Source organism: Chloracidobacterium validum (assembly GCF_018304825.1).
GTDB classification, from domain to species: Bacteria; Acidobacteriota; Blastocatellia; order Chloracidobacteriales; family Chloracidobacteriaceae; genus Chloracidobacterium; species Chloracidobacterium validum.
On the sequence record NZ_CP072648.1, the window covers coordinates 1,522,716 to 1,541,678 of the forward strand.

The 18,963-nt window shown below is 59.8% G+C and carries 18 protein-coding genes; 10 read left to right on the top strand and 8 right to left on the bottom strand.

Features of this window, described 5'->3' with window-relative positions:
* Nucleotides 1–29: 29 nt before the first annotated feature.
* The 6 genes from J8C06_RS06305 to J8C06_RS06330 form a co-directional block, all read right to left on the bottom strand.
* Nucleotides 30–1,907: a phosphoenolpyruvate carboxykinase (GTP) gene (locus tag J8C06_RS06305; protein WP_211427879.1), complete on the bottom strand. Its 1,878-nt coding sequence runs from the start codon at nucleotides 1,905–1,907 to the stop codon at nucleotides 30–32.
* A 301-nt stretch (nucleotides 1,908–2,208) separates the two neighbouring features.
* Nucleotides 2,209–2,346 (bottom strand): hypothetical protein, encoded by a 138-nt coding sequence (locus tag J8C06_RS15485; protein ID WP_343216840.1) that lies wholly within the window; start codon nucleotides 2,344–2,346, stop codon nucleotides 2,209–2,211.
* A 57-nt stretch (nucleotides 2,347–2,403) separates the two neighbouring features.
* Complete coding sequence (locus J8C06_RS15345; RefSeq protein WP_343216841.1) at nucleotides 2,404–2,757, bottom strand: hypothetical protein; 354 nt, start codon at nucleotides 2,755–2,757, stop codon at nucleotides 2,404–2,406.
* A gap of 61 nt (nucleotides 2,758–2,818) precedes the next feature.
* Entirely contained in the window at nucleotides 2,819–3,280 is a 462-nt protein-coding gene (locus J8C06_RS06320; RefSeq protein WP_211427880.1) for a hypothetical protein, read from the bottom strand.
* Nucleotides 3,281–3,394: 114 nt separating this feature from the next.
* Entirely contained in the window at nucleotides 3,395–3,604 is a 210-nt protein-coding gene (locus J8C06_RS06325) for a type II toxin-antitoxin system HicA family toxin (RefSeq protein ID WP_211429848.1), read from the bottom strand.
* A 7-nt stretch (nucleotides 3,605–3,611) separates the two neighbouring features.
* Complete coding sequence (locus tag J8C06_RS06330; RefSeq protein ID WP_211427881.1) at nucleotides 3,612–3,815, bottom strand: type II toxin-antitoxin system HicB family antitoxin; 204 nt, start codon at nucleotides 3,813–3,815, stop codon at nucleotides 3,612–3,614.
* Between the two features lie 454 nt (nucleotides 3,816–4,269).
* On the opposite strand from J8C06_RS06330, the gene J8C06_RS15420 reads away from it, so the two are divergent.
* The gene (locus J8C06_RS15420; protein ID WP_407064899.1) at nucleotides 4,270–4,425 is read left to right on the top strand and encodes a HEAT repeat domain-containing protein; all 156 of its coding nucleotides are present in this window, start codon (nucleotides 4,270–4,272) and stop codon (nucleotides 4,423–4,425) included.
* 294 nt (nucleotides 4,426–4,719) lie between these two features.
* Here the strand turns inward: J8C06_RS15420 and J8C06_RS06335 are convergent, their stop codons facing one another.
* Together J8C06_RS06335 and J8C06_RS06340 are read right to left on the bottom strand one after the other, a co-directional pair.
* Complete coding sequence (locus tag J8C06_RS06335) at nucleotides 4,720–7,056, bottom strand: SpoIID/LytB domain-containing protein (protein ID WP_211427882.1); 2,337 nt, start codon at nucleotides 7,054–7,056, stop codon at nucleotides 4,720–4,722.
* Between the two features lie 161 nt (nucleotides 7,057–7,217).
* Nucleotides 7,218–8,267, bottom strand: a complete 1,050-nt coding sequence (locus tag J8C06_RS06340) for a glycosyltransferase family 9 protein (RefSeq protein ID WP_211427883.1) — start codon at nucleotides 8,265–8,267, stop codon at nucleotides 7,218–7,220.
* A gap of 108 nt (nucleotides 8,268–8,375) precedes the next feature.
* On the opposite strand from J8C06_RS06340, the gene J8C06_RS06345 reads away from it, so the two are divergent.
* The 9 genes from J8C06_RS06345 (at nucleotide 8,376) to purF (ending at nucleotide 18,791) form a co-directional block, all read left to right on the top strand.
* Nucleotides 8,376–9,860, top strand: a complete 1,485-nt coding sequence (locus J8C06_RS06345) for a M16 family metallopeptidase (protein ID WP_211427884.1) — start codon at nucleotides 8,376–8,378, stop codon at nucleotides 9,858–9,860.
* A gap of 187 nt (nucleotides 9,861–10,047) precedes the next feature.
* Nucleotides 10,048–10,602 carry a ribosome maturation factor RimP gene (locus J8C06_RS06350; protein ID WP_211427885.1) on the top strand — a complete coding sequence of 185 codons (555 nt, stop codon included), beginning with the start codon at nucleotides 10,048–10,050 and terminating at the stop codon, nucleotides 10,600–10,602.
* 24 nt (nucleotides 10,603–10,626) lie between these two features.
* Nucleotides 10,627–12,186 (top strand): transcription termination factor NusA, encoded by a 1,560-nt coding sequence (gene nusA, locus J8C06_RS06355; protein ID WP_211427886.1) that lies wholly within the window; start codon nucleotides 10,627–10,629, stop codon nucleotides 12,184–12,186.
* Between the two features lie 76 nt (nucleotides 12,187–12,262).
* On the top strand, nucleotides 12,263–15,076 hold the full coding sequence (gene infB, locus J8C06_RS06360; RefSeq protein WP_211427887.1) for a translation initiation factor IF-2: 2,814 nt from the start codon (nucleotides 12,263–12,265) through the stop codon (nucleotides 15,074–15,076).
* Nucleotides 15,077–15,100: 24 nt separating this feature from the next.
* Complete coding sequence (gene rbfA, locus J8C06_RS06365; protein WP_211427888.1) at nucleotides 15,101–15,556, top strand: 30S ribosome-binding factor RbfA; 456 nt, start codon at nucleotides 15,101–15,103, stop codon at nucleotides 15,554–15,556.
* A 67-nt stretch (nucleotides 15,557–15,623) separates the two neighbouring features.
* Entirely contained in the window at nucleotides 15,624–16,592 is a 969-nt protein-coding gene (locus J8C06_RS06370) for a DHH family phosphoesterase (protein WP_211427889.1), read from the top strand.
* A gap of 42 nt (nucleotides 16,593–16,634) precedes the next feature.
* Nucleotides 16,635–17,099, top strand: a complete 465-nt coding sequence (locus tag J8C06_RS06375) for a DUF6677 family protein (protein WP_211427890.1) — start codon at nucleotides 16,635–16,637, stop codon at nucleotides 17,097–17,099.
* Nucleotides 17,100–17,115: 16 nt separating this feature from the next.
* Nucleotides 17,116–17,286 (top strand): hypothetical protein, encoded by a 171-nt coding sequence (locus tag J8C06_RS06380; RefSeq protein ID WP_211427891.1) that lies wholly within the window; start codon nucleotides 17,116–17,118, stop codon nucleotides 17,284–17,286.
* 104 nt (nucleotides 17,287–17,390) lie between these two features.
* A complete protein-coding gene (purF, locus tag J8C06_RS06385; protein ID WP_211429849.1) occupies nucleotides 17,391–18,791 on the top strand; it encodes an amidophosphoribosyltransferase in 1,401 nt (466 codons plus the stop codon).
* Nucleotides 18,792–18,963 lie beyond the last annotated feature (172 nt).

An 18,963-nucleotide genomic window follows, 5' to 3' on the forward strand; every position in this document is an offset into this window, starting at 1 on the left:
CGGTCAGTGACCACCACACGAAGGTTTGCCTAAGTTGCTGGCTCTTCCACATACCGCTCAGGAATAAGTTCCCACTTCTCTGGAGAACGCCACAGGCTCGATAGAATCAGTTCGCGCATCAGCATGAATTCCTTGGGTAGCCGGTCGTACAATTTTTCAAATAATTCTTCGTGTGAAAGAATCTCCTGCTTCCAGGCCTCGCGGTCAACTTCCATCAGCTTATTGAACTGTTCCCTGGTTATTTCCAGTCCTGTGAGGTCAATATCCTCGTATCTCGGCATCCATCCCAGCGGAGATTCAAGCGCGGAAGTCTTTCCATTGACTCGGTCAATAATCCACTTTAGGACGCGCATGTTTTCGCCAAAGCCCGGCCACAGAAACTTTCCGTTTTCGTCTTTCCTGAACCAATTGGTGCCAAAAATGCGTGGCGGCACTGGAACGTTTCGCCCAATCTGGAGCCAGTGATTGAAGTAATCACCCATGTGATACCCACAGAAGGGCAGCATCGCAAAGGGATCGCGGCGAACTTGTCCAATTTTGCCAAATGCTGCGGCCGTCATCTCCGAACCAATCGTGGCCGCAAGATATACACCGAAATTCCAGTTCACGGCTTGGTACACGAGCGGGACGTTGCTGGCGCGGCGGCCGCCGAAGATGAAAGCTGAGATGCGTACACCTTTGGGATTTTCCCAGTCCTCGTCAATGGATGGACACTGCGCGGCGGCCACGGTAAATCGCGCGTTTGGGTGAGCAGCAGTTTTGCCGGTTTCTTTGGCTAGTTGTGGCGTCCAGACCTGGCCTTGCCAGTCCAGGCATTCGGCAGGTGGCTCACCGTCCATCCCTTCCCACCAGACATCCCCATCCGGGGTGAGGGCCACATTGGTGAAGATGGTATTCGCCTTGATTGCCTCCATCATGTTCGGGTTCGTCTGATAGGAAGTCCCCGGAGCAACGCCAAAAAACCCGGCTTCGGGATTGATGGCGCGCAGTTCGCCGTTTTCATCGGGTCTAATCCAGGCGATGTCATCCCCGACGGTCGTGACTTTCCACCCATCGAATGTTTTTGGTGGAATCAGCATGGCGAAGTTTGTTTTGCCGCAGGCGCTTGGGAAGGCCGCCGCCACATAATTTTTTGTGCCTTCGGGCGACTCAACCCCCATGATGAGCATGTGTTCGGCCAGCCAGCCTTCATCGCGCCCCATCACCGATGCAATCCGCAGGGCAAAGCATTTTTTGCCAAGCAGCGCATTGCCGCCGTACCCTGATCCATACGACCAGATGACACGTTCTTCAGGAAAATGCACAATGTATTTTTCTTTTGGATTGCACGGCCAGGGCACGTCTTCTCGACCTTCCTGAAGCGGTGCGCCGATACTGTGTAAACACTTCACATATTCGCCAGTTTCGCCCAATATGTCCCAAACAGCTTTGCCCATTCTCGTCATGATTTTCATATTGACGACAACATAGGGCGAGTCAGTTAGCTCAATTCCAATTTGTGAGATTTTTGAGCCAAGTGGTCCCATGCTGAATGGAATTACGTAGAGTGTTCGGCCGCGCATGCACCCATCATAGAGTCTTGTCAGGGTTGCTTTCATTTCTTTTGGATCGACCCAGTTATTTGTCGGGCCAGCATCCTGCCTACGACGGGAGCAAATATAAGTCCGGTCTTCCACGCGGGCCACATCGCTTGGATCCGACCAGGCTAAAAATGAGTTTGGGCGTTTCTCAGGGTTGAGGCGCTTGAATGTGCCGGTACGCACCATCAACTCGCAAAGTTCATCATATTCTTCCTGTGAGCCATCGCAGAATCGCACATTATCAGGCTTACAGAGTTCTACGACTTCACGAAGCCAAATCTTGAAATCGCCATTTCGTACATAGCTTGGAACTTCAACTTGAGACATGACGCTTATCACTACTGATAACTCCTTCTTGGTTTGTTTACCCTAATAATCTATTTCGAGCTAAGCTGCCCGCGGAGGCAGGGTCCGCAAGACCGGGCTGCGATGATGCGCTATGTGCCTCGGCCCGATCTTACAGCGCCTGCCGTAGCGAGTCAGCTTGAGCGAGGGGTTAGGCGTCGCTTCGCGCCTGACGTACTTGTGGAGGAAACTTGCGATGAAGGTTTGGTACGGCATGCCTTCCTCAAGCGCCTTCGCCTGGATGTCTAGAAGGTCCACCGAAGAGAGGCGGATGTTCACGCGCTTATCCTTGATCGCGGATCGCGGTAGCGCGTGCCGCGGCCCGCAGGCGCTGAAGTTCAGCCTTGCCAGTACTGGGCTTGAGCTTGCCGGCTTCGTAGGCTTCGAGGACCTCAAGCTCGTAGGGATCCAACTTAGACATCGTCTGCCTCCTGCGCGATGAAGTCGCGCGTAACTTTCCGGATGGGGATGATTGTCTTCAGGAAGAAGTGGTCATCTCCCTCAACGAAGGGTACCAAGTGGCGTATCCGAAGACTTCCACGACCATGATTTTCTGCCGAGGGTACTTCTTCTGATTCGGATGCGGCACAACATTGAGCAATGCTCCGGCTTTAACGGCAACGGTGACATCTTCAAAGGAGATTCCGCGTTCAGCCTTCAGAAGGTCGTTCTTGTCTGGCGGCCACCTAAACGGCTTCATGGCCAGCATGTTAGCAGAGCGTGTGCCGTTTGTCTTCAACGGCGGTGGGCTGCCAAGACGTGCGCCTTGCAACGCCTGACGCTCGCATTGAGCGGCGGCCGACGAGCGTAGCGAGGAGGGCACCGCAAGCAAGGCGCGCTTGCAGCCGTCCGCTCGAACGCAGGGTTAGAGCGCGGCGATAGAGGACCGCTACTCACGTCGGCGGACCCACGGAACCAGTGTTTGAGGTCGGGGCGCTGCCGGAGCTTACATCTGCCAACTGCTGAATATGCTTTTCGGGGCTTACCGCGTTAAACCTGAGGTGAGTAATGCTTACTTCGATCTCGGGCAATTCAAGTTCCTTCAGGAGCGACTCACGCAGCAGCAGCAATAACGCGCTGGTTGATGCGTAGTTATTCTTGCTCATTTCCTGTGTAAAGGAAACCGCTAAGCGAACCTGTTCGGGCGAACCCAACAACAACTGAATATCTGCTATTGCCGACTCAATATCATTCCAGGTTTCGCGCGGATCCCTAGGATTCGATCCCTTCTCTAGCCTTCTATACGCTTCAAGAAGGTACTTCGTGACCTGCTCTCGCCGTCGATTACCAAGATCTCGCCTTGCGGAAAAGTGATGCGCCACAAACCAGCCTATGACGGCGACGAGTGCCGGCATAGAAAGACTAACTCCGAACTTCCAGTCCCTGTGTGGGGACTCTGACGAATGAGCTCACCGGCGGCAATGGAGCGTAGCGGAAGTGCCGTCCGGTGCAGCGCCTTGTTAGCAAATTTATACTTTCTCCAGAAAATCATCTACCGTTATTCTTGCTTGTTTCAATATATGTGATAATGTTGACCTCTTTATAGGCTTATGTGTCGGAACTGTGATCTTTAAGATTTCATTTCCAAGATGTTTTTGTAGCCTGATATGAGAACCTTTTTGTCTAACTATCACCCACCCATCCCTTTGTAACGTCTTAGCGACCTTGTCATAATTCAGACTTGACTCATATTGCTAACTCTACTTCTTCTATTTGGGGAAGTGCTAAGATATCGTCTTCTACTGATTCTAAATAAAGTTCAATCGCCTCTCGAATATTTTTTAATGCCTCTTCTTTTGTATTACCCTCTGAAATACACCCTGGCAAAGAAGGGACTATGACTGTATATCCTCCTTCTTCACTTGGTTCCAGATATACCTTGATTTTCATACCTTCCTCCTATTTATATTGCTAACCGGTGATTAAAGTACACGATTAAGCTACATCGGTAGTGCATTCGCAAGTTTGCAATGATAAACGGCAAAAACAACCCATATTCAGCCCCTGCCGGTCATCTGAATGTGCAGATATTACCCTCCAGATCACAATTTAGTCAACTTATATCAAGTTTCCCTAAGCCCGGTGGGAGCCTCGGATAACATACAGTTTGCTAAGGATAACAGCAGGGATCCTCAGGAGTAGTTTCCCAAAGGTTAGTCCCAGATTTGATGACGTGCTGAGACCCAAGCAGATCCCATTAGCACGATGGTCCGAATGTCGGAAGTGGGTGCGCTTCTACCTGCATTTCTGTAACAAGTACGAGTACCAACCTGAAGCTCCTGGGCGTGTATCGCCTTTCATTGCCAAGCTGGCTTCTAGGGGACAAACGGTGGAATAAGCGGTCGTGAACAAGCCGGGAGTCTGTCCGGCGCTCATGGAGCAACTGAAAGATGGTGACTCGAATGTTCGCCAAGCAGCCGTCGCGGGTCTCGCGCCCTGTGCGCGTCAACCCGAAATCCTGAGCAGGCCGCTTGGCAACGACAGCAAGAAGGTTCGATAAGACACTCGTACTCGCTTATCGAGTTTTAAGTGGTGGTATCCGGGGCTTGGTCGGCAAGCCGCGCCAACGCGCCCCTGGCATCGCTGAACGGTCGTCAGCTTCTACAGCCTCCCCAAGCGCCGCCGCAGCCACCGCAACCTGCCTTTCTTCCACCGCGTTCCATTGCCAATGCTTGTCTGCGAACCCGAAACCGGTTCACGCCTGCCGCGCTCTGGATGACCCTATCCATCGTAGTACAGCGCCACCACCGGGTACATCGGCAGCCGAGTCGCGTAAGGTAGAACACCAGAACGGTCAGGGGTAAAGTCGGGTCAGCGCAATTCCGGCGTAAAAGTGCTTCAGAATCTGCTCGTGGGTATAGCCTTCAACCGCCAGTCCATACGCGCCGACTTGGCACATGCCGACACCGTGGCCCCAGCCCCGCCCAATAAGGCGGACGCCGGTTAGTTGCCCTGTGGCGTCGCGTTCGTGCTGAATGACAAACAAGGTCTCGCGCACCCCCAGAGCCGAGCGAATTTTGAGGCCGGTGACAACGTTTGCCCCATTGGTTCCACCAATCTGCAACCGCGCGACGCGCCCGGAATCTCCACGCGCCAGCGCCGTCAGCTCACGGATGTCCCCGACGTTGATGCCGACCTTGGCCAGTTGCGCCCGGAGTTCGGCCGCCGTCAGCCGGACATCCCACCAGGAAAACTGCGACGTACGGTCACTGGTCGCGCCATTCATCACCGGCGTTACTTCCAAATAACGCACCCGGTTGTCCTGGTCGGCATAGACACGCACGGTTTCTCCACCAATCAACTCAACGCGCTCAACCGGCAGGCATTCACCACCAAAGTTACGAAACAAGTGAACGTCCGGGGCAAGTGTCCAGCGGTGCTCCTCTTTGCCCTTACCCATTCGCAGCGTGAGCGCCGTGCCGTCGTACGGGCGGGCCGTCCCACTTTGCAGTGACGGCACGCCTCGCCCCACCAGTGAGCGGGCAATGAGGCTCAATGCCACACCGCGCGTCAGCGGTTGGTCGCTCATCGCCAGCCAAGTTGGCGGGAGGATTTGTTCCCGCATAAGGTAAGCGAGCGCCGGTTGGTCTGATGGGCGGAACTGCTCGGCGACCGGCCCGAGCCAGTACCGTGCGTCTTCCGGCGTCACCAGCCGACTCGGTGCTTCTGTACCGTAGAGCGCGGCCATGAGCGCCGGGACAAACCCGCCCAACCGGAGTATGTTGCCGGCCGGGCGTTCAGGTTCGCGGTTCTGCGCCAAGCGCGCTGTCAGGTTGAGCCAAAGCGTTACTTCCCGGACGGTCGCAGGGGCGGTCACATAGTCGCGGCGTGGTGGCTCTGGAAGGGTAAAACCCGCCAGACGCAACAGTATCCATTCCCGTGCCAGTCGTTGTAATGCCGGATCGCGCCAGTGTTCGACAGGACTGGTCGAAGTTACCCAGCGCGCAGTCCGCGCCTGGGGCGCAACCAAAACACTTTTCAAGTAAGGCTGGGGCGAGCCGAAGACGTATTCCGAGCTTTCCGTTCGTCCACCGGATGTTGAAGTGTATAGCGCATCAATCGGCTCGCCTTGGTAAGTGGCCACGATGCCTCGTGTTTCCAGCACAGCGCGGTCAGAGAGCGGATGTTCCGAGCCTCGCCCGCGATAGACCTGCGAGGCGGCCGTCGGGAGCAAGTCATACCCTTCGGCGGCGTACTTGCCACGATTTTTGAGGGCATAGGTGCGGGCGGCAATCGCCTGGGCCTTGAGGGCTTCCAGATGGGAAAACACCGTTGGCGACAGCTCATTCGGCACCACACCGCGTAAGTAGGCTTCAAGCGGCACGACATTGACGACCGTGAGCCGTCCGCGTCGGTTGAGAAAGACTTCAATTCGTCCTCGGTAGGCTTGCCCGGAAAACTTCAGTGGCGCGCGGTCTTCATCCAGCGCGACCAAGGCACAGGCATCAGCATCGCGGAGGAGGGATTCACCGCCTTCGGCAGTCACCCCCAAGCGTGGGGTCAGGGCGCGAGATGGCGCGGCCAGCCCATCGCGGGTGACGACCGGACGGCGAAAACCCGCATCCACGACACTGACCATGAGCGCATCGGCGTCTTCCGGGGCAGCGCAGTCACCCACGAGGACGACATAGGTCTGGTTGCGCGCGTCATAGCGGGTGGTGATGGGCCCGGTAACGCGCTCGCGCAGCCGGTTGGCGGCGGCTTCCGCCTCAGCGCGGTTTTTGAACGAAGCTGCTTCAACGCGGTAGCGTTCTGGGCTTTTCGGCGGACTGACCTCGAGTTGCACAGTTGCCTTGCGCGCGTTGACCGGCACGGCGGTCGCAGTAGCCGGGTCGTAGCGCGCCATCTCACCGTCACAGGTAATGGTCGCAAAATCGGCACTGGTCGCCAGCGCGATCCGAATCTCCGGTTCTGGAACAGACGCCGGTGCGACCGGTGCGGGCGATTCGGGAACCCGCCGCGGACGGGTCACTTGCGCCATCGTGGACAAGCCTCCGATGACCAGCCACAGGACGAGCCAGCCGCCCGCCATCCACGGCTTGGAATGCGACGGCAAATCCACCACCCGACCAACTGAAACGGTGTCCGGCGCGAGCTGAAAACGCGCCGACGACTGCGCACCTAAGCTCATACTGAGAGATTACGTGATACGTGACACCCGATGAAAGCCAAAGCCAGCTCAGGCCCGGCTTGCCACCATCCGCGACCGCGCCACCGGGCTGACCGACACCGTCTCCCCAGAAAGGCACAGCGGCGCTCATCGGGATCAGGCGTTCCCCAAACCGTTGCGCCTCAACCGGCCAGGACGGCCGCAATGGCCGACGTCACCTCGCCGACAGTTATTCGCCGGATGCACTCCGGTTCTGGAAAAGCATGGCACAGCGGGCCGGCGCAGGGGACGCAGGGCAGCCGATGCCGGACGACTTGGTGAGGCGCGTTCGTCCAGGGCGACCAGACCCGGTCATTTGACGAACCAAAGATGACGACCAGCGGGCGCTCAAAGGCTGCGGCGATATGTGCCGGGCCGCTGTCGTTCCCGACGAACAGCGCGCTTCCGGCAATGACGGCCATGGTTTCCGACAACGGCAAGTCGGTCAAAAACACGGCTCCTGGCACCGCTGGGAGGGACTGGCGGATGGCGTTGGCAACGGCTTCTTCACCGGGGCCGACAATGACGACCGGCTGCAACCCACGGCGCGCCAGATGGGCCATCGTCTCGGCAAAATGGCTTGCCGCCCACTGCTTGCTCGGAAAAGCGGCTGCCGGGTGGACAACGGCATAAGGACCGCTGACCCCCGCTTGACGCAGTCGAGCTGCCACGGCCGCCCGCGCTTTTGGCGCGCAGTAGAGCTTCGTCCGGGGAAGTGGCGTCGGGAGCGGCACGCCAACCATCTTCAGCAAGCCAAGTTGCTGTTCGACGCAGTGAATCGTTGGCTTTTGCCAAATTTCGGTTGGCGGGGGCGCAACCTGCGTCAGCAGCCAGCGCGTATTCGGCAAGGCGTAGCCGACCCGCTGCGGGATGCCGGCAAGACGCATCAGCCAGGCGGCGGTCGTGCCGCCGTGGAGGTTGAAGGCAATGTCAAACTTTCCGGCGCGCAGCACGCCAATCGAGCGCGCCCGCTCGCCCAGCCCCACCAGTCCCCGCCGCGCCCGTGGAATGACGAGCAGCTCATCCACCAGCGGATGCGGTTCGAGAAGCGGCGCGGCAAGCGGTTCGGTCACAACCGCAATCGGCAAGTTGGGCCGCCACGCCTTGAGGGCGCTGAGCAAGGGCGTCATCAAGACCGTATCGCCAATCGAACGCAGCCGAACTAAAACCGGTCGGTCACAAGACAAGGGCATAACCATTGGCGCTGCCTGCGGTTAGGTGTAGCCTTCCCCAATATCGGCAGTGAAGTACACGTGGCCGACCAGCTTTTCAAGTCGGGAACACCGACGCTAGGCAGTTGGATGTCAAGCTCAGACCCTACGCCCAACGTTGCGCCACCATCCACCCTGACGGGCCAGCCCAACCCACAGCGGGGGACGGTTGACCGTCCAACTGGACGGCGCAAACCAATCCAGCCAAAGCAGCGTTGGCGCTGGCTGTTGTCAGTGCTGGCGCTGCTCATCCTCTCTGACTACCCTGCGCCGGCGCAACGCCGTGAACCAGCCCCGCCCCGTCAACCGTCCGTTTCGCTTGCTCAACCACAGGACTTCGTCACCGAGCAAACCATTGCTGGCGTCAAGACACTGGTCAAACGGCGTCCGGGCAGCCAGACGGTGGCCGTCGGCTTGTTTTTCGCCGGCGGCGCCAGCCAGACCAGCCCTCAGCAAGCCGGGATTGAAGCGCTCACGCTGGCCGTGGCGACGGAAGCCAGCCGCCGCTTCCCACGCGAAACCTTGCGACAGGAAACCGCACGGCTCGGGGCCGGACTGAGCTACGTTGTCACCTACGACTACTCAGCCCTCACCCTGGCCACGACCCAAAAAACCTTTGAAACAGCCTGGAACCTGTTCGCGGATGTCGTGCGCCATCCTCGCTTTGAGGCTGAAGACGTCGTGCTCACGCGCGAACGGCTGCTGGCTTCCCTGCTCGATGACGAGGATGACCCGGAAGCCATCCTTCAGCAAACCCAGGCCAACGCCATTTATCGCCACCACCCCTACGCTGCCGCGCCACGGGGCACCACGGAGACCCTGACACGGCTTGGCGCGACTGACCTGCGCGCCCATTACGCCAAGCTCCTTACGACGAAACGCCTCTTGCTCGTGGTGGTCGGCGATGTCAGCCCAGATCGCATTGCCAAACGCGCGGCCAGGCTCTTTGCCGGACTCCCGGCCGGCACGGCAGCGCGGAGCGTCCCACCCCTGTCGTGGGAGCCGGCAGACGTGGTCATCGCGGCACGCCCCCTTCCAACCGACTACGTTCAGGGCGTCTATACGGCACCCGCCCTCACCGCGCCCGACTTCCCGGCACTGCGCTTGGCAGCAGCGATTCTGCGCGACCGGGTTTTTGAAGAAGTCCGGGTCAAGCGCAACTTATCCTACGCGCCGACGGCCTTTTTGAGCGCCCAGGGGGCGAACGTCGGCGGCGTGTATGTCTCGGCGGTGGATGCCAGACAAGCCGTTACCGTCATGCTCGATGAGATTGAACGACTCAAAAGCGAACTCGTCGAGCCAAGTGAGTTGCGCGCCACGGTGGCCCAGTTCCTCACGACCTACCATCTGGCCGAGGAAACCAACAGCGGACAAGTCAGCGCGCTCGCCCTCTATGAACTGCTCGGCGGCGGGTGGCGACAGGCGTTCGTGTCGCTCGACCGGTTGCAGTCAGTGACGCCAGAGCAAGTTCGGGACGCGGCGCGGCGCTACATGACGAACTTGCGCTTCACGGCGGTCGGAGAGGAAGCCCGCGTCCGTCGGCTGTTGAGTAACCCTGGCCCGAGCGCCGAATAGGTGGCTGCCCTCTAGGCCGCTAGGGGGTTCTCGCCTTTGACGTTGTCGGCACTTGCCCTTTTGTCGCACTTGTTTATACTGAACGACTTATTTTGGGCGCGCACGCGGGCGTGTCGTGATGGCCGGCGCCATTCGACACGCCCAACTGGTAGGCGCGCGGCAACGGGAGACACCGGTCAGCCGGTTGATGTTAGCACTGAGGGACCAAGCGTTGGATATTGCCGAAACCATCGAACACCTTGTGACGCAGGATGGGTTCGAGTTCGTTGTTTGTGAGATGAAGGGCACCGGGCGGCGGCGCCTGCTGCGGGTTATTGTTGATCACCCCAACGGTATTACGCTTGATCAGTGCGCCGCGCTGAGTCGGCGGATTGGCGACCATCTCGATGCGCTCGACGCCGTGCCGACCGCCTACACACTGGAAGTTTCGTCACCCGGTGTCGAACGTGGACTTTATCGGTTGACCGATTACCGACGCTTCGTGGGGCATCGCGTGCGCGTGCGCACGGCGACAACGCTTGACGGTAAGCGCGTTTTTCGCGGAAGGCTCCAGGAAGTTCGGGAGAGCGGTCCACCAGTGATTGTTTTGGCGGGTGACACCGGCGCGGAAGTGCCGATTGCGTTTTCCAATATTGCGCAGGCGCAACTCGAAGTCACGGACACCGATCTCTTCCGGGTAGCCGAAGAAAAACGCGCTGCCCGCGAGGGATTACGCGAGGGGACAGTGGATACCGCGCCATAAACGGGTCCAGGAGGCAAGTCAGTCATGTCATTGCTGTCAGAGCAAATTCAATCCATCAGTCGGGACAAAAACATTGACCCGCGCATCATCATCGAAGCCCTGCAAGACGCGGTCACAGCGGCGGCCCGGCGGCATTTCAAGTCCAACGAGAATCTCATCGCAATCTACAGCGAAGAAAGCCACCGCATGGAACTCTACGCGGCCAAGCGCGTCACCGACGTGGTGGTTTCACCAGAGACGGAAGTTTCTCTGGAAGAAGCCCTGCAAGCCGATGAAACGGCCGAGGTGGGCGACGTCCTGTATGAGCCACGGCAAGACCGCTTCGAGGAACTCGGCCGCATCGCGGCCCAGACGGCCAAGCAGATCATCGTCCAGAAGGTGCGGGAAGCCGAACGCGAAAACATCTACAACGAATACATTGGGCGGGTGAATGAGATTGTTCACGGCGTCGTCAAGCGGTTTGAGCGCGGCAACATCATTCTCGACATCGGGCGGATCGAAGTGCTCCTCCCCCGCTCCGAGCAGTCCCCGGCGGAATCCTTTAGCCAAAACGACCGGGTGCGCGTCGTGATTTCACAGGTCACGAAGGACGCCAAGGGGCCGCAGGTTCACGTATCACGCACCAGCCCAGAACTCCTCAAGCGCCTGTTCGAGATGGAAGTCCCGGAAATCTATGACGGAACGGTTTCGATCAAGGCCGCCGCGCGCGAACCCGGTGAACGGGCGAAAGTCGGGGTTGCCTCGAACGACCCCGATGTGGACCCAGTTGGCGCGTGCGTCGGGATGAAAGGCTCGCGGGTGCAAGCCGTCATCCGTGAGCTGCGCGGCGAAAAGATTGACATCATTCCCTGGTCTGAAGACCCCGTGGTGTTTGCCGCCAACGCACTGTCGCCGGCCAAAGTCAGTCGCGTCCAGATTACCGATTTCACCAACCAACGCCTCGAAGTCATCGTCGAGGAATCCCAACTCAGCCTGGCCATCGGCAAACGCGGGCAAAATGTGCGCCTGGCGTCCAAGCTGGTCGGGTGGAACATTGACATTCGCAGCGATGCCGAAATGAAGCGCGAAGTCGCCAGCCAATTCCAATCGCTTTTGTCGCGGCCGGATGTCCCGCTGACTGACCTGGATGTCATCAATCCAGCTTATGCCCAGTACTTGAGCAAAGCTGGCATCGCTACCATTGAAGAGTTGGCGCAGGCCAACGTCAATGACGTCGCCAGTATTCTCGATGTGAGCTTCGATGAGGCAGTCGCCATCATCGAGCAAGCCGGCCGGCTGTTACCGGCCGCTGCAACCACGGATGCCGCAACCGCACACGCCGCAGATGAAACCGCGGCTGACGAAACCAGGGCTGACGAGACCACGGATGCAGCACTGGGCGCGGCGGCCACCCCGGAAGCTCAGTCACCGGAACACGCCAGCGCCGCTGACACCGCCACACCGGAAGCAAGCGTCAACGAGACGGCTTCAGACCAGATCATGTCAGCCCAGATCATGGTGGACGAGGCGGCTTCGGCTACCCCGGTTTCAGCCCCGGACGCCCTTGTGGCGACGGACGACCTGACGTCGGCGACTCAGTCTTGAGCCTGGCCGGGGGCCGGCCTGAGACGGATGGCACTGGAACCGATGGGTAGGATACACGGGAGGGTTTGGATCACTTATGACGCCGACGAAAATCAGAATTTACGAGCTTGCCAAGGAACTCAAGGTAGATAGCAAGCGGGTCATCGAAGACTTGCAGCGGATGGGCATTGCCGGGAGCTATGTCCCTTCAAGCAGCATTGACCAAGCCATTGCCGAACGGGTGCGCGAGCGCTACAACCCCAACCGTGTATCCATCGCCAACACTCCGCCGCCAGCGCCCAAGCTGCGGAAGCTTCCGCCTGGCACGGTCATACCGAGTCTGCCGGTGCCCCCGGCTTCCACCGAAGCCACCCCACCAGTGACGAGCAAGCCAACCACGACGGTCACGGGCATCCGCCTGATCAAAAAGCTACCAGAGCCAAGCCTGGCCACCGACGGACCAACCAGTGCGACCTTGCCGACCAGCGCGCCAGAAACCGTCCCCCCAGCCGCGCCCACGACCGTCGAGCCATCCGAGCCATCCCTGCGGGTCGTGCCGCTTCCCAGTCCGCGAACAGAGCCAGCGCCATCGGTGCAAGCGACGGCCGCGGAGTCGAAGTTTTCTCCGGCCACGACCATCAAACCAATCGTCGTTCCACCGCCTGCCCTGCCGGCGAATGGTGGCGTGACGCCCCCAGCGGCGTCCCAAGCCTCGGCTCCAACCACGGCAACCACGGTCTCATCCCAGCCGGTCATTCGGAGCTTTACGGCGCCGGCCGTGCGGCCGCCGGCCACGCCACGCCCGGCTGACCTGCCGCCCCGCCCAGAGCGGGCCGGACAAGAACGCCCACCGGAAACACGCGAAGCCCGCGGCCCGCGGCCGCCGATCAGTCGCGTTCCATCCGTGGTTGATCCCAGCGCCCCACCGACGGCGCGTGTCACCTACGTTCCACCAGCCGGTGGCGAGCGGGGGCGCGGTGTGCGTGGCCGGCGTGGGGCAAAAGGACGCGCCGAGTCGGCCGGACGGAGCCGTGAGTTTGAAAAGAACCTTGCTCGTCCAGAACGCGCGACGGTAGCAGCGCCAAAAACCAAGCCGGTCTTCACCGAATTCAAACCGGTGACGGTGGTCGAGGGGACGACGCTCAAAGAATTGGCGGAAAAGATTGAAGTCAAACCCAAGGATATTGCCGCCGCGCTGCTCAGTCGGGGCATCATGGTGACCATCAACCAAACGCTCTCAGAAGAGGCGATGCGGGAAGTCGCCCGTGAGTTTGGCTACGAAGTCACCGTTGGCAGCCTTGAAGAAATCATCAACGACCAACAGGACACGCTTGCAATCGAAACGGATTCACTGGACGACATCGAGCCGCGCGCGCCGGTCGTGGCCGTCATGGGGCACGTTGACCACGGCAAGACGAGCTTGCTCGATGCCATTCGCAACACGCGCGTTGCCGCCGGTGAGGCTGGCGGGATTACCCAGCACATCGGCGCCTACAGCGTCGAGGTTCCAAATCCCGACAACCGCGACCAGATGCGCCGCCTCGTCTTTCTCGACACGCCGGGACACGAAGCCTTCACCATGATGCGCGCGCGCGGCGCGAAGGGCGCGGATGTGGCGGTCATCGTCGTGGCCGCCGACGACGGTGTGATGCCCCAAACCATCGAGGCCGTTGACCACGCGCGAGCGGCCAAGGTGCCACTGGTGGTCGCCATCAACAAGATTGACAAACCCCAGGCCAATGTCGAGCGGGTCAAGAAAGAGCTGGCCGACATCGGACTCGTCTGTGAAGAATGGGGCGGCGACACGGTCATGGTTGAGATTTCGGCCAAACAGCGCCGCAATCTCGACGCCCTGCTCGAAATGATCCTGCTTACGAGTGACATCCTTGACCTCAAGGCCCCAACCAAGCGTCTGGCGTCGGGCGTTGTGCTGGAAGCCCGCCTCGACAAAGGGCGCGGCCCGGTCGCGTCGGTGTTGGTGCAGCAGGGCACACTCAAGGTGGGCGATCCGGTGATCGTTGGCTTGCACTTCGGGCGCGTTCGCGCGCTGCTCGATGATCGCGGCCGCAACGTGACCGAAGCCGGACCATCCGTCCCGGTCGAAGTCCTCGGACTGCAAGGCGTTCCCAAAGCCGGCGACCTTTTCCAGGTCGTGGACGACCCGGCCCGGGCCCAGGAGTTGGCAACCTATCGGCAGTCGAAGTTCCGCATGGCGCAGTTGATGAGCACGGCAGCGCGCGGCCTCGAAGACATGTACGAACAAATGAAGACCGGCCAGCTCAAGGAGCTGCTGGTCATCCTCAAGGCGGACGTGCAGGGGTCAGTGGAAGTGCTGCGCGACACCTTGCAGAAGCTCTCCACCGAGCGGGTGAGCGTCCGGGTCATCCGCGCCGACGTCGGGGCGATTACGGAATCAGACGTGATGCTGGCTTCGGCCTCGAACGACATGTCGCACGTGTGCATCATCATTGGTTTCAACGTGCGACCGGCACCGCGCGTGGCCGAGCTGGCCAAGCAGGAGCGCGTGGACATCCGCCTGCACAGTGTCATTTACAAAGTCGAAGAAGAAATGCGCAAAGCCATGATCGGCATGCTCGATCCGCTCACCAAGGAAGTCGAGCTTGGGCGCGCCGAAGTGCGGCAAGTGGTCAAGGTGCCCAAGGTAGGTAACATTGCCGGCTGTTTCGTGGCGGAGGGGCTGGTCAAACGCACCGCCAAAGCGCGCCTGATTCGGGACTCGGCCGTGGTCTATGAGGGTGAAATCGCTTCCCTGCGCCGATTCAAGGATGATGTCTCGGAGGTCAAGGCCGGCTTTGAATGTGGTATCGGGCTGGAACGGTTTTCCGACATCAAGGTTGGCGACATCATCGAGTGTTACGCGCTGGAAAAATACGCCGCGACCGAGCTGTAACGACACGGAGACATCACCAAACGCATGCGCCGCCACGCCAATCCTGCCTCCCGACGCGCCACCGGCGACCGTGCCGGGCATTACCGGCGCGCGCGCCTCGCTGAAGCCTTTCGCACTGAAATCAGCGAGATCGTTCGATTCGAGCTGTCGGACGAACGGGTAGATACGGTCGCGGTGCATCACGTGGCGCTCAATGCGGCCGGCACCGCGGCGCGCGTGTATGTCAGCGGAGACGGCAATCCAGATATTGACTTTGCGTCCACGGTTCGGGCGCTGAATGAAGCCATGGATTTCATTCGCGGCTCGCTCGGGCAACGCCTCGGGTTGCATCGAGTGCCAATGCTCCACTTCGTGTTCGACAAAGCCTTGCTCTCAGCGGCTCGGATCGAAGCCATTTTGGATGAAGAACGTGTCCGCTTCGCGGAGCTTGAACAGCCCCCCCAAACGGCGTCCGAGGTTGTGGACGAGACTAGCCCATGACCGACTCGGAAACCTGTTCGCCCGGTTGCCGATTTGGTTAGATTCCCCACTATGGAGTTGAAGCCCTATGCTCAGTCAGGTGGTCGAACTCATCGAGTCGAAGCACCGTTTTCTGATCACTGGTCATGCCCGGCCCGACGGCGACAGCACTGGATCATCACTAGCCCTGTACTGGGGACTTCGCGCCTTGAACAAGGACGCAGTCGTGATTATGCGTGACCCCATCCCACCCGCCTATCAATCGCTCCCTGGCGTTGGGGATGTGCTGGTTCGCCCCACGATTGATGAGCTTTACGATGCGGCCTTTGTCATTGAATGCAGCGACCTCGACCGCCCCGGACTGCCCGGCCTGGAAAAGCAGTTTATCGTCAACATTGACCACCACACCACGACGGCACTCTTTGGGCACATCAACTGGATTGATGCCACGGCCGCGGCCGTGGGCGAAATGATCTATAACCTCTGCAAAGCGCTTGGCGTGACCATCCATCAGCCGATTGCCGAGTGCGTGTATGCCGCGCTGCTCTCCGATACCGGGTCGTTTCACTATGCCAACACGACCGAGCGAACCTTCAAAATTGCTTCGGAGTTGGTGCGGCGCGGCGCGCGCCCGGCGCATGTGGCGCGGGCGCTCTATGAGTCGTATTCATTCGGCAAGATCAAGCTGCTCGGTAGTGTGCTATCTACCCTGCGGCGCGACGAAAGCGGACGGGTGGCCTGGGTGACGATGACGCGCGATATGATGGAAGCGGCCGATGCGACCGAAGATGACCTCGAAGGTATCGTCAACCATCCACTTTCCATTCGAGATGTCGAAGCCGCCGTTTTCTTCAAAGAAATCAATCCGGGGCAGTTCCGCATCAGCCTCCGGTCGAAGGGGCAGGTTGATGTGTCAAAAATCGCGGAACGCTTTGGTGGTGGCGGGCATAAGTGCGCGTCTGGGTGCACCGTCGTTGGCAGTCGGGATACCGTCGAAGACCGCGTGCTTTCTTCCCTGCAATCAGAACTGGGCAGCGCCTCGCTGGCTGCCGACTAACGCCGAGCACGAGAACTCCACAAACCGAGAGCGCCGAGACTGATGCCAACGACTGATGCCCCTTCCCTTGACCGCAAGAATGCTTCCATCGCGCCGGCGACGCTCGCGCCGGTAGCACTCTCAAAACAAATCGTGGCCTGCCTGGCCGCCTGGCTGATTCCCGGACTTGGCCACGGACTGCTTGGGCGCTATGGGCGGGCCGTCCTCATCGGCGTGAGCATCTACACCATGGCCGGACTAGGTCTCCTCATGCGCGGGCATCTCTACTCCCCCATCGAGCTGGACGACCTGTTTTCCTTTCGAGACATTCTGTCGAAGGTTTGCCTCATCGGCCAGATGGGCATCGGGGTTCTCCAGCCCATCCTGCGCGCGCTTGGTGTTGGGGTCAGCTTCGACTTCAGAGCCGCCACGTATGAATACGGCACGTATTTTCTGGTCGTTGCTGGGCTACTCAACTACCTGACGATCTTTGACGTCTTCGACATTGCCAAAGGGCGCAAGTCCTAACCCGCCGGAGTGTCCCATGCACTTGCTTGCCATGATGGCCTTCGCCGCCCTGACCGCCACGGTTCTGGCGGCAATCACAAACGAAGCCGAAACGCCCCGTGAGCGCCTGATCTTCGGCCTCAAAACCTTCGGGTCCTTTATCGGGATCGGACTCGCCATCAGTTGGGTGATTTACTTTATTCCCTAAACCGCCGACCGCCACCAGACTGGCCGCCGCGTTGTTCGCCCTGGTGGCTAACTGGCTTGGTTGACCTGCTGACCCGGAGATGCGCCGTGAGTGACTGGCATCCGATGGACGACAAATTACGCGAAGAATGTGGCGTTTTTGGCATCTGGGGACACCCAGATGCCGCCCGTTTGACCTACCTTGGGCTTTACTCGCTTCAGCATCGCGGGCAGGAATCGGTTGGCATTGTAACCAGCGATGGGGAACGGCTTCAGGCCGTACGCGGCATGGGTGAGGTCAACGAGGTGTTCACGGAAGCCGTCCTCGACAAGCTGCCCGGAAACTGCGCCATTGGGCACGTCCGCTACTCGACGGCCGGTGAGGTCAGCCTCAACGAAGCCCAACCGTTCTCGATCAAGTGTCATCGCGGCGAAATTGCGATCTGCCACAATGGCAACTTTCCCTTCGCCGATGCCATGCGCGCCGAACTTGAACGGGAAGGCGCAATTTTTTCCTCGACGAGCGATACCGAAGTCGTCCTCCACAAGCTGGCTCGCTCCCGCCAAACCGACCTCGAGGCAGCCATTGCCGAAGTCTTTCGTCACCTTGAAGGGGCGTACTCGATTCTCATTCTGACCCCGGAGCGCATGTTCATCGTGCGCGACCCACGGGGCTTTCGTCCGCTCTGCCTAGGCGAACTCAACGGGGCGTATGTCGTGGCCTCCGAGACCTGCGCCTTTGACCTCATTGGGGCAACCTACCTCCGGGATGTCGCCCCAGGTGAAATTGTCACCGTTGACCGGGAGGGACTCCGGGGCACCTATCCACTTCCAAAACAAGCCCCAGCCTTCTGCATCTTCGAGCACGTCTATTTCGCGCGCCCAGACAGTCGCATTTACGGCCGCAGCGTCAATAAAAGTCGGCATAAAATGGGCAAACAACTTGCGCGCGAACAACCAGTCGAGGCGGACATCGTGGTTCCGGTGCCCGATTCCGGCGTGGCCGCGGCCATTGGCTATGCCGCTCAATCGGGCATCAACTTTCGGTTTGGGCTGGTTCGCAACCACTACATCGGACGAACGTTCATCGAGCCGGCGCAGTCCATCCGCAACTTTGGTGTCAAGGTCAAGCTCAATCCGGTGCGGGACTTGATCGAGGGCCGGCGGGTCGTCCTGGTGGATGACTCGCTGGTGCGCGGCACGACGAGCCGGAAAATCGTCGAGATGATTCGCCAGGCCGGAGCGCGGGAAGTCCACCTGCGGATAAGCTGCCCGCCAACGATTTCGCCCTGCTACTACGGCGTGGATACGCCATCACACACGGAGTTGATTGCCGCCAATCAATCCACCGAGGCAATCCGCCAGTTCATCAACGCGGATAGCCTTGGGTATTTGAGCCACGAGGGGTTATTGGACGCCTGCGGCGTGGACGAAGGTCTCCAGTTTTGTACGGCCTGCTACACGGGCAAGTACCCGCTGCCCGTTCCGTTGCGCGCGGCCGGGCGCAGCGGCAGCGCCAGCGCCTAGAGCAGCAGCGCCAGCGCCTAGAGCGGCAGCGCCAGCGCTTAGAGCAGCAGCGCGAGCGCTTGGGTTGACGGGCGCCACGCCGGTAGAAAATGTTTGCGCGGGCTGCCCCCGCGGTTGGTGGGCGTCGGTTTCTGGTGGAAAAGCCACGGTGAATCATCTAGTATCGCTTCAC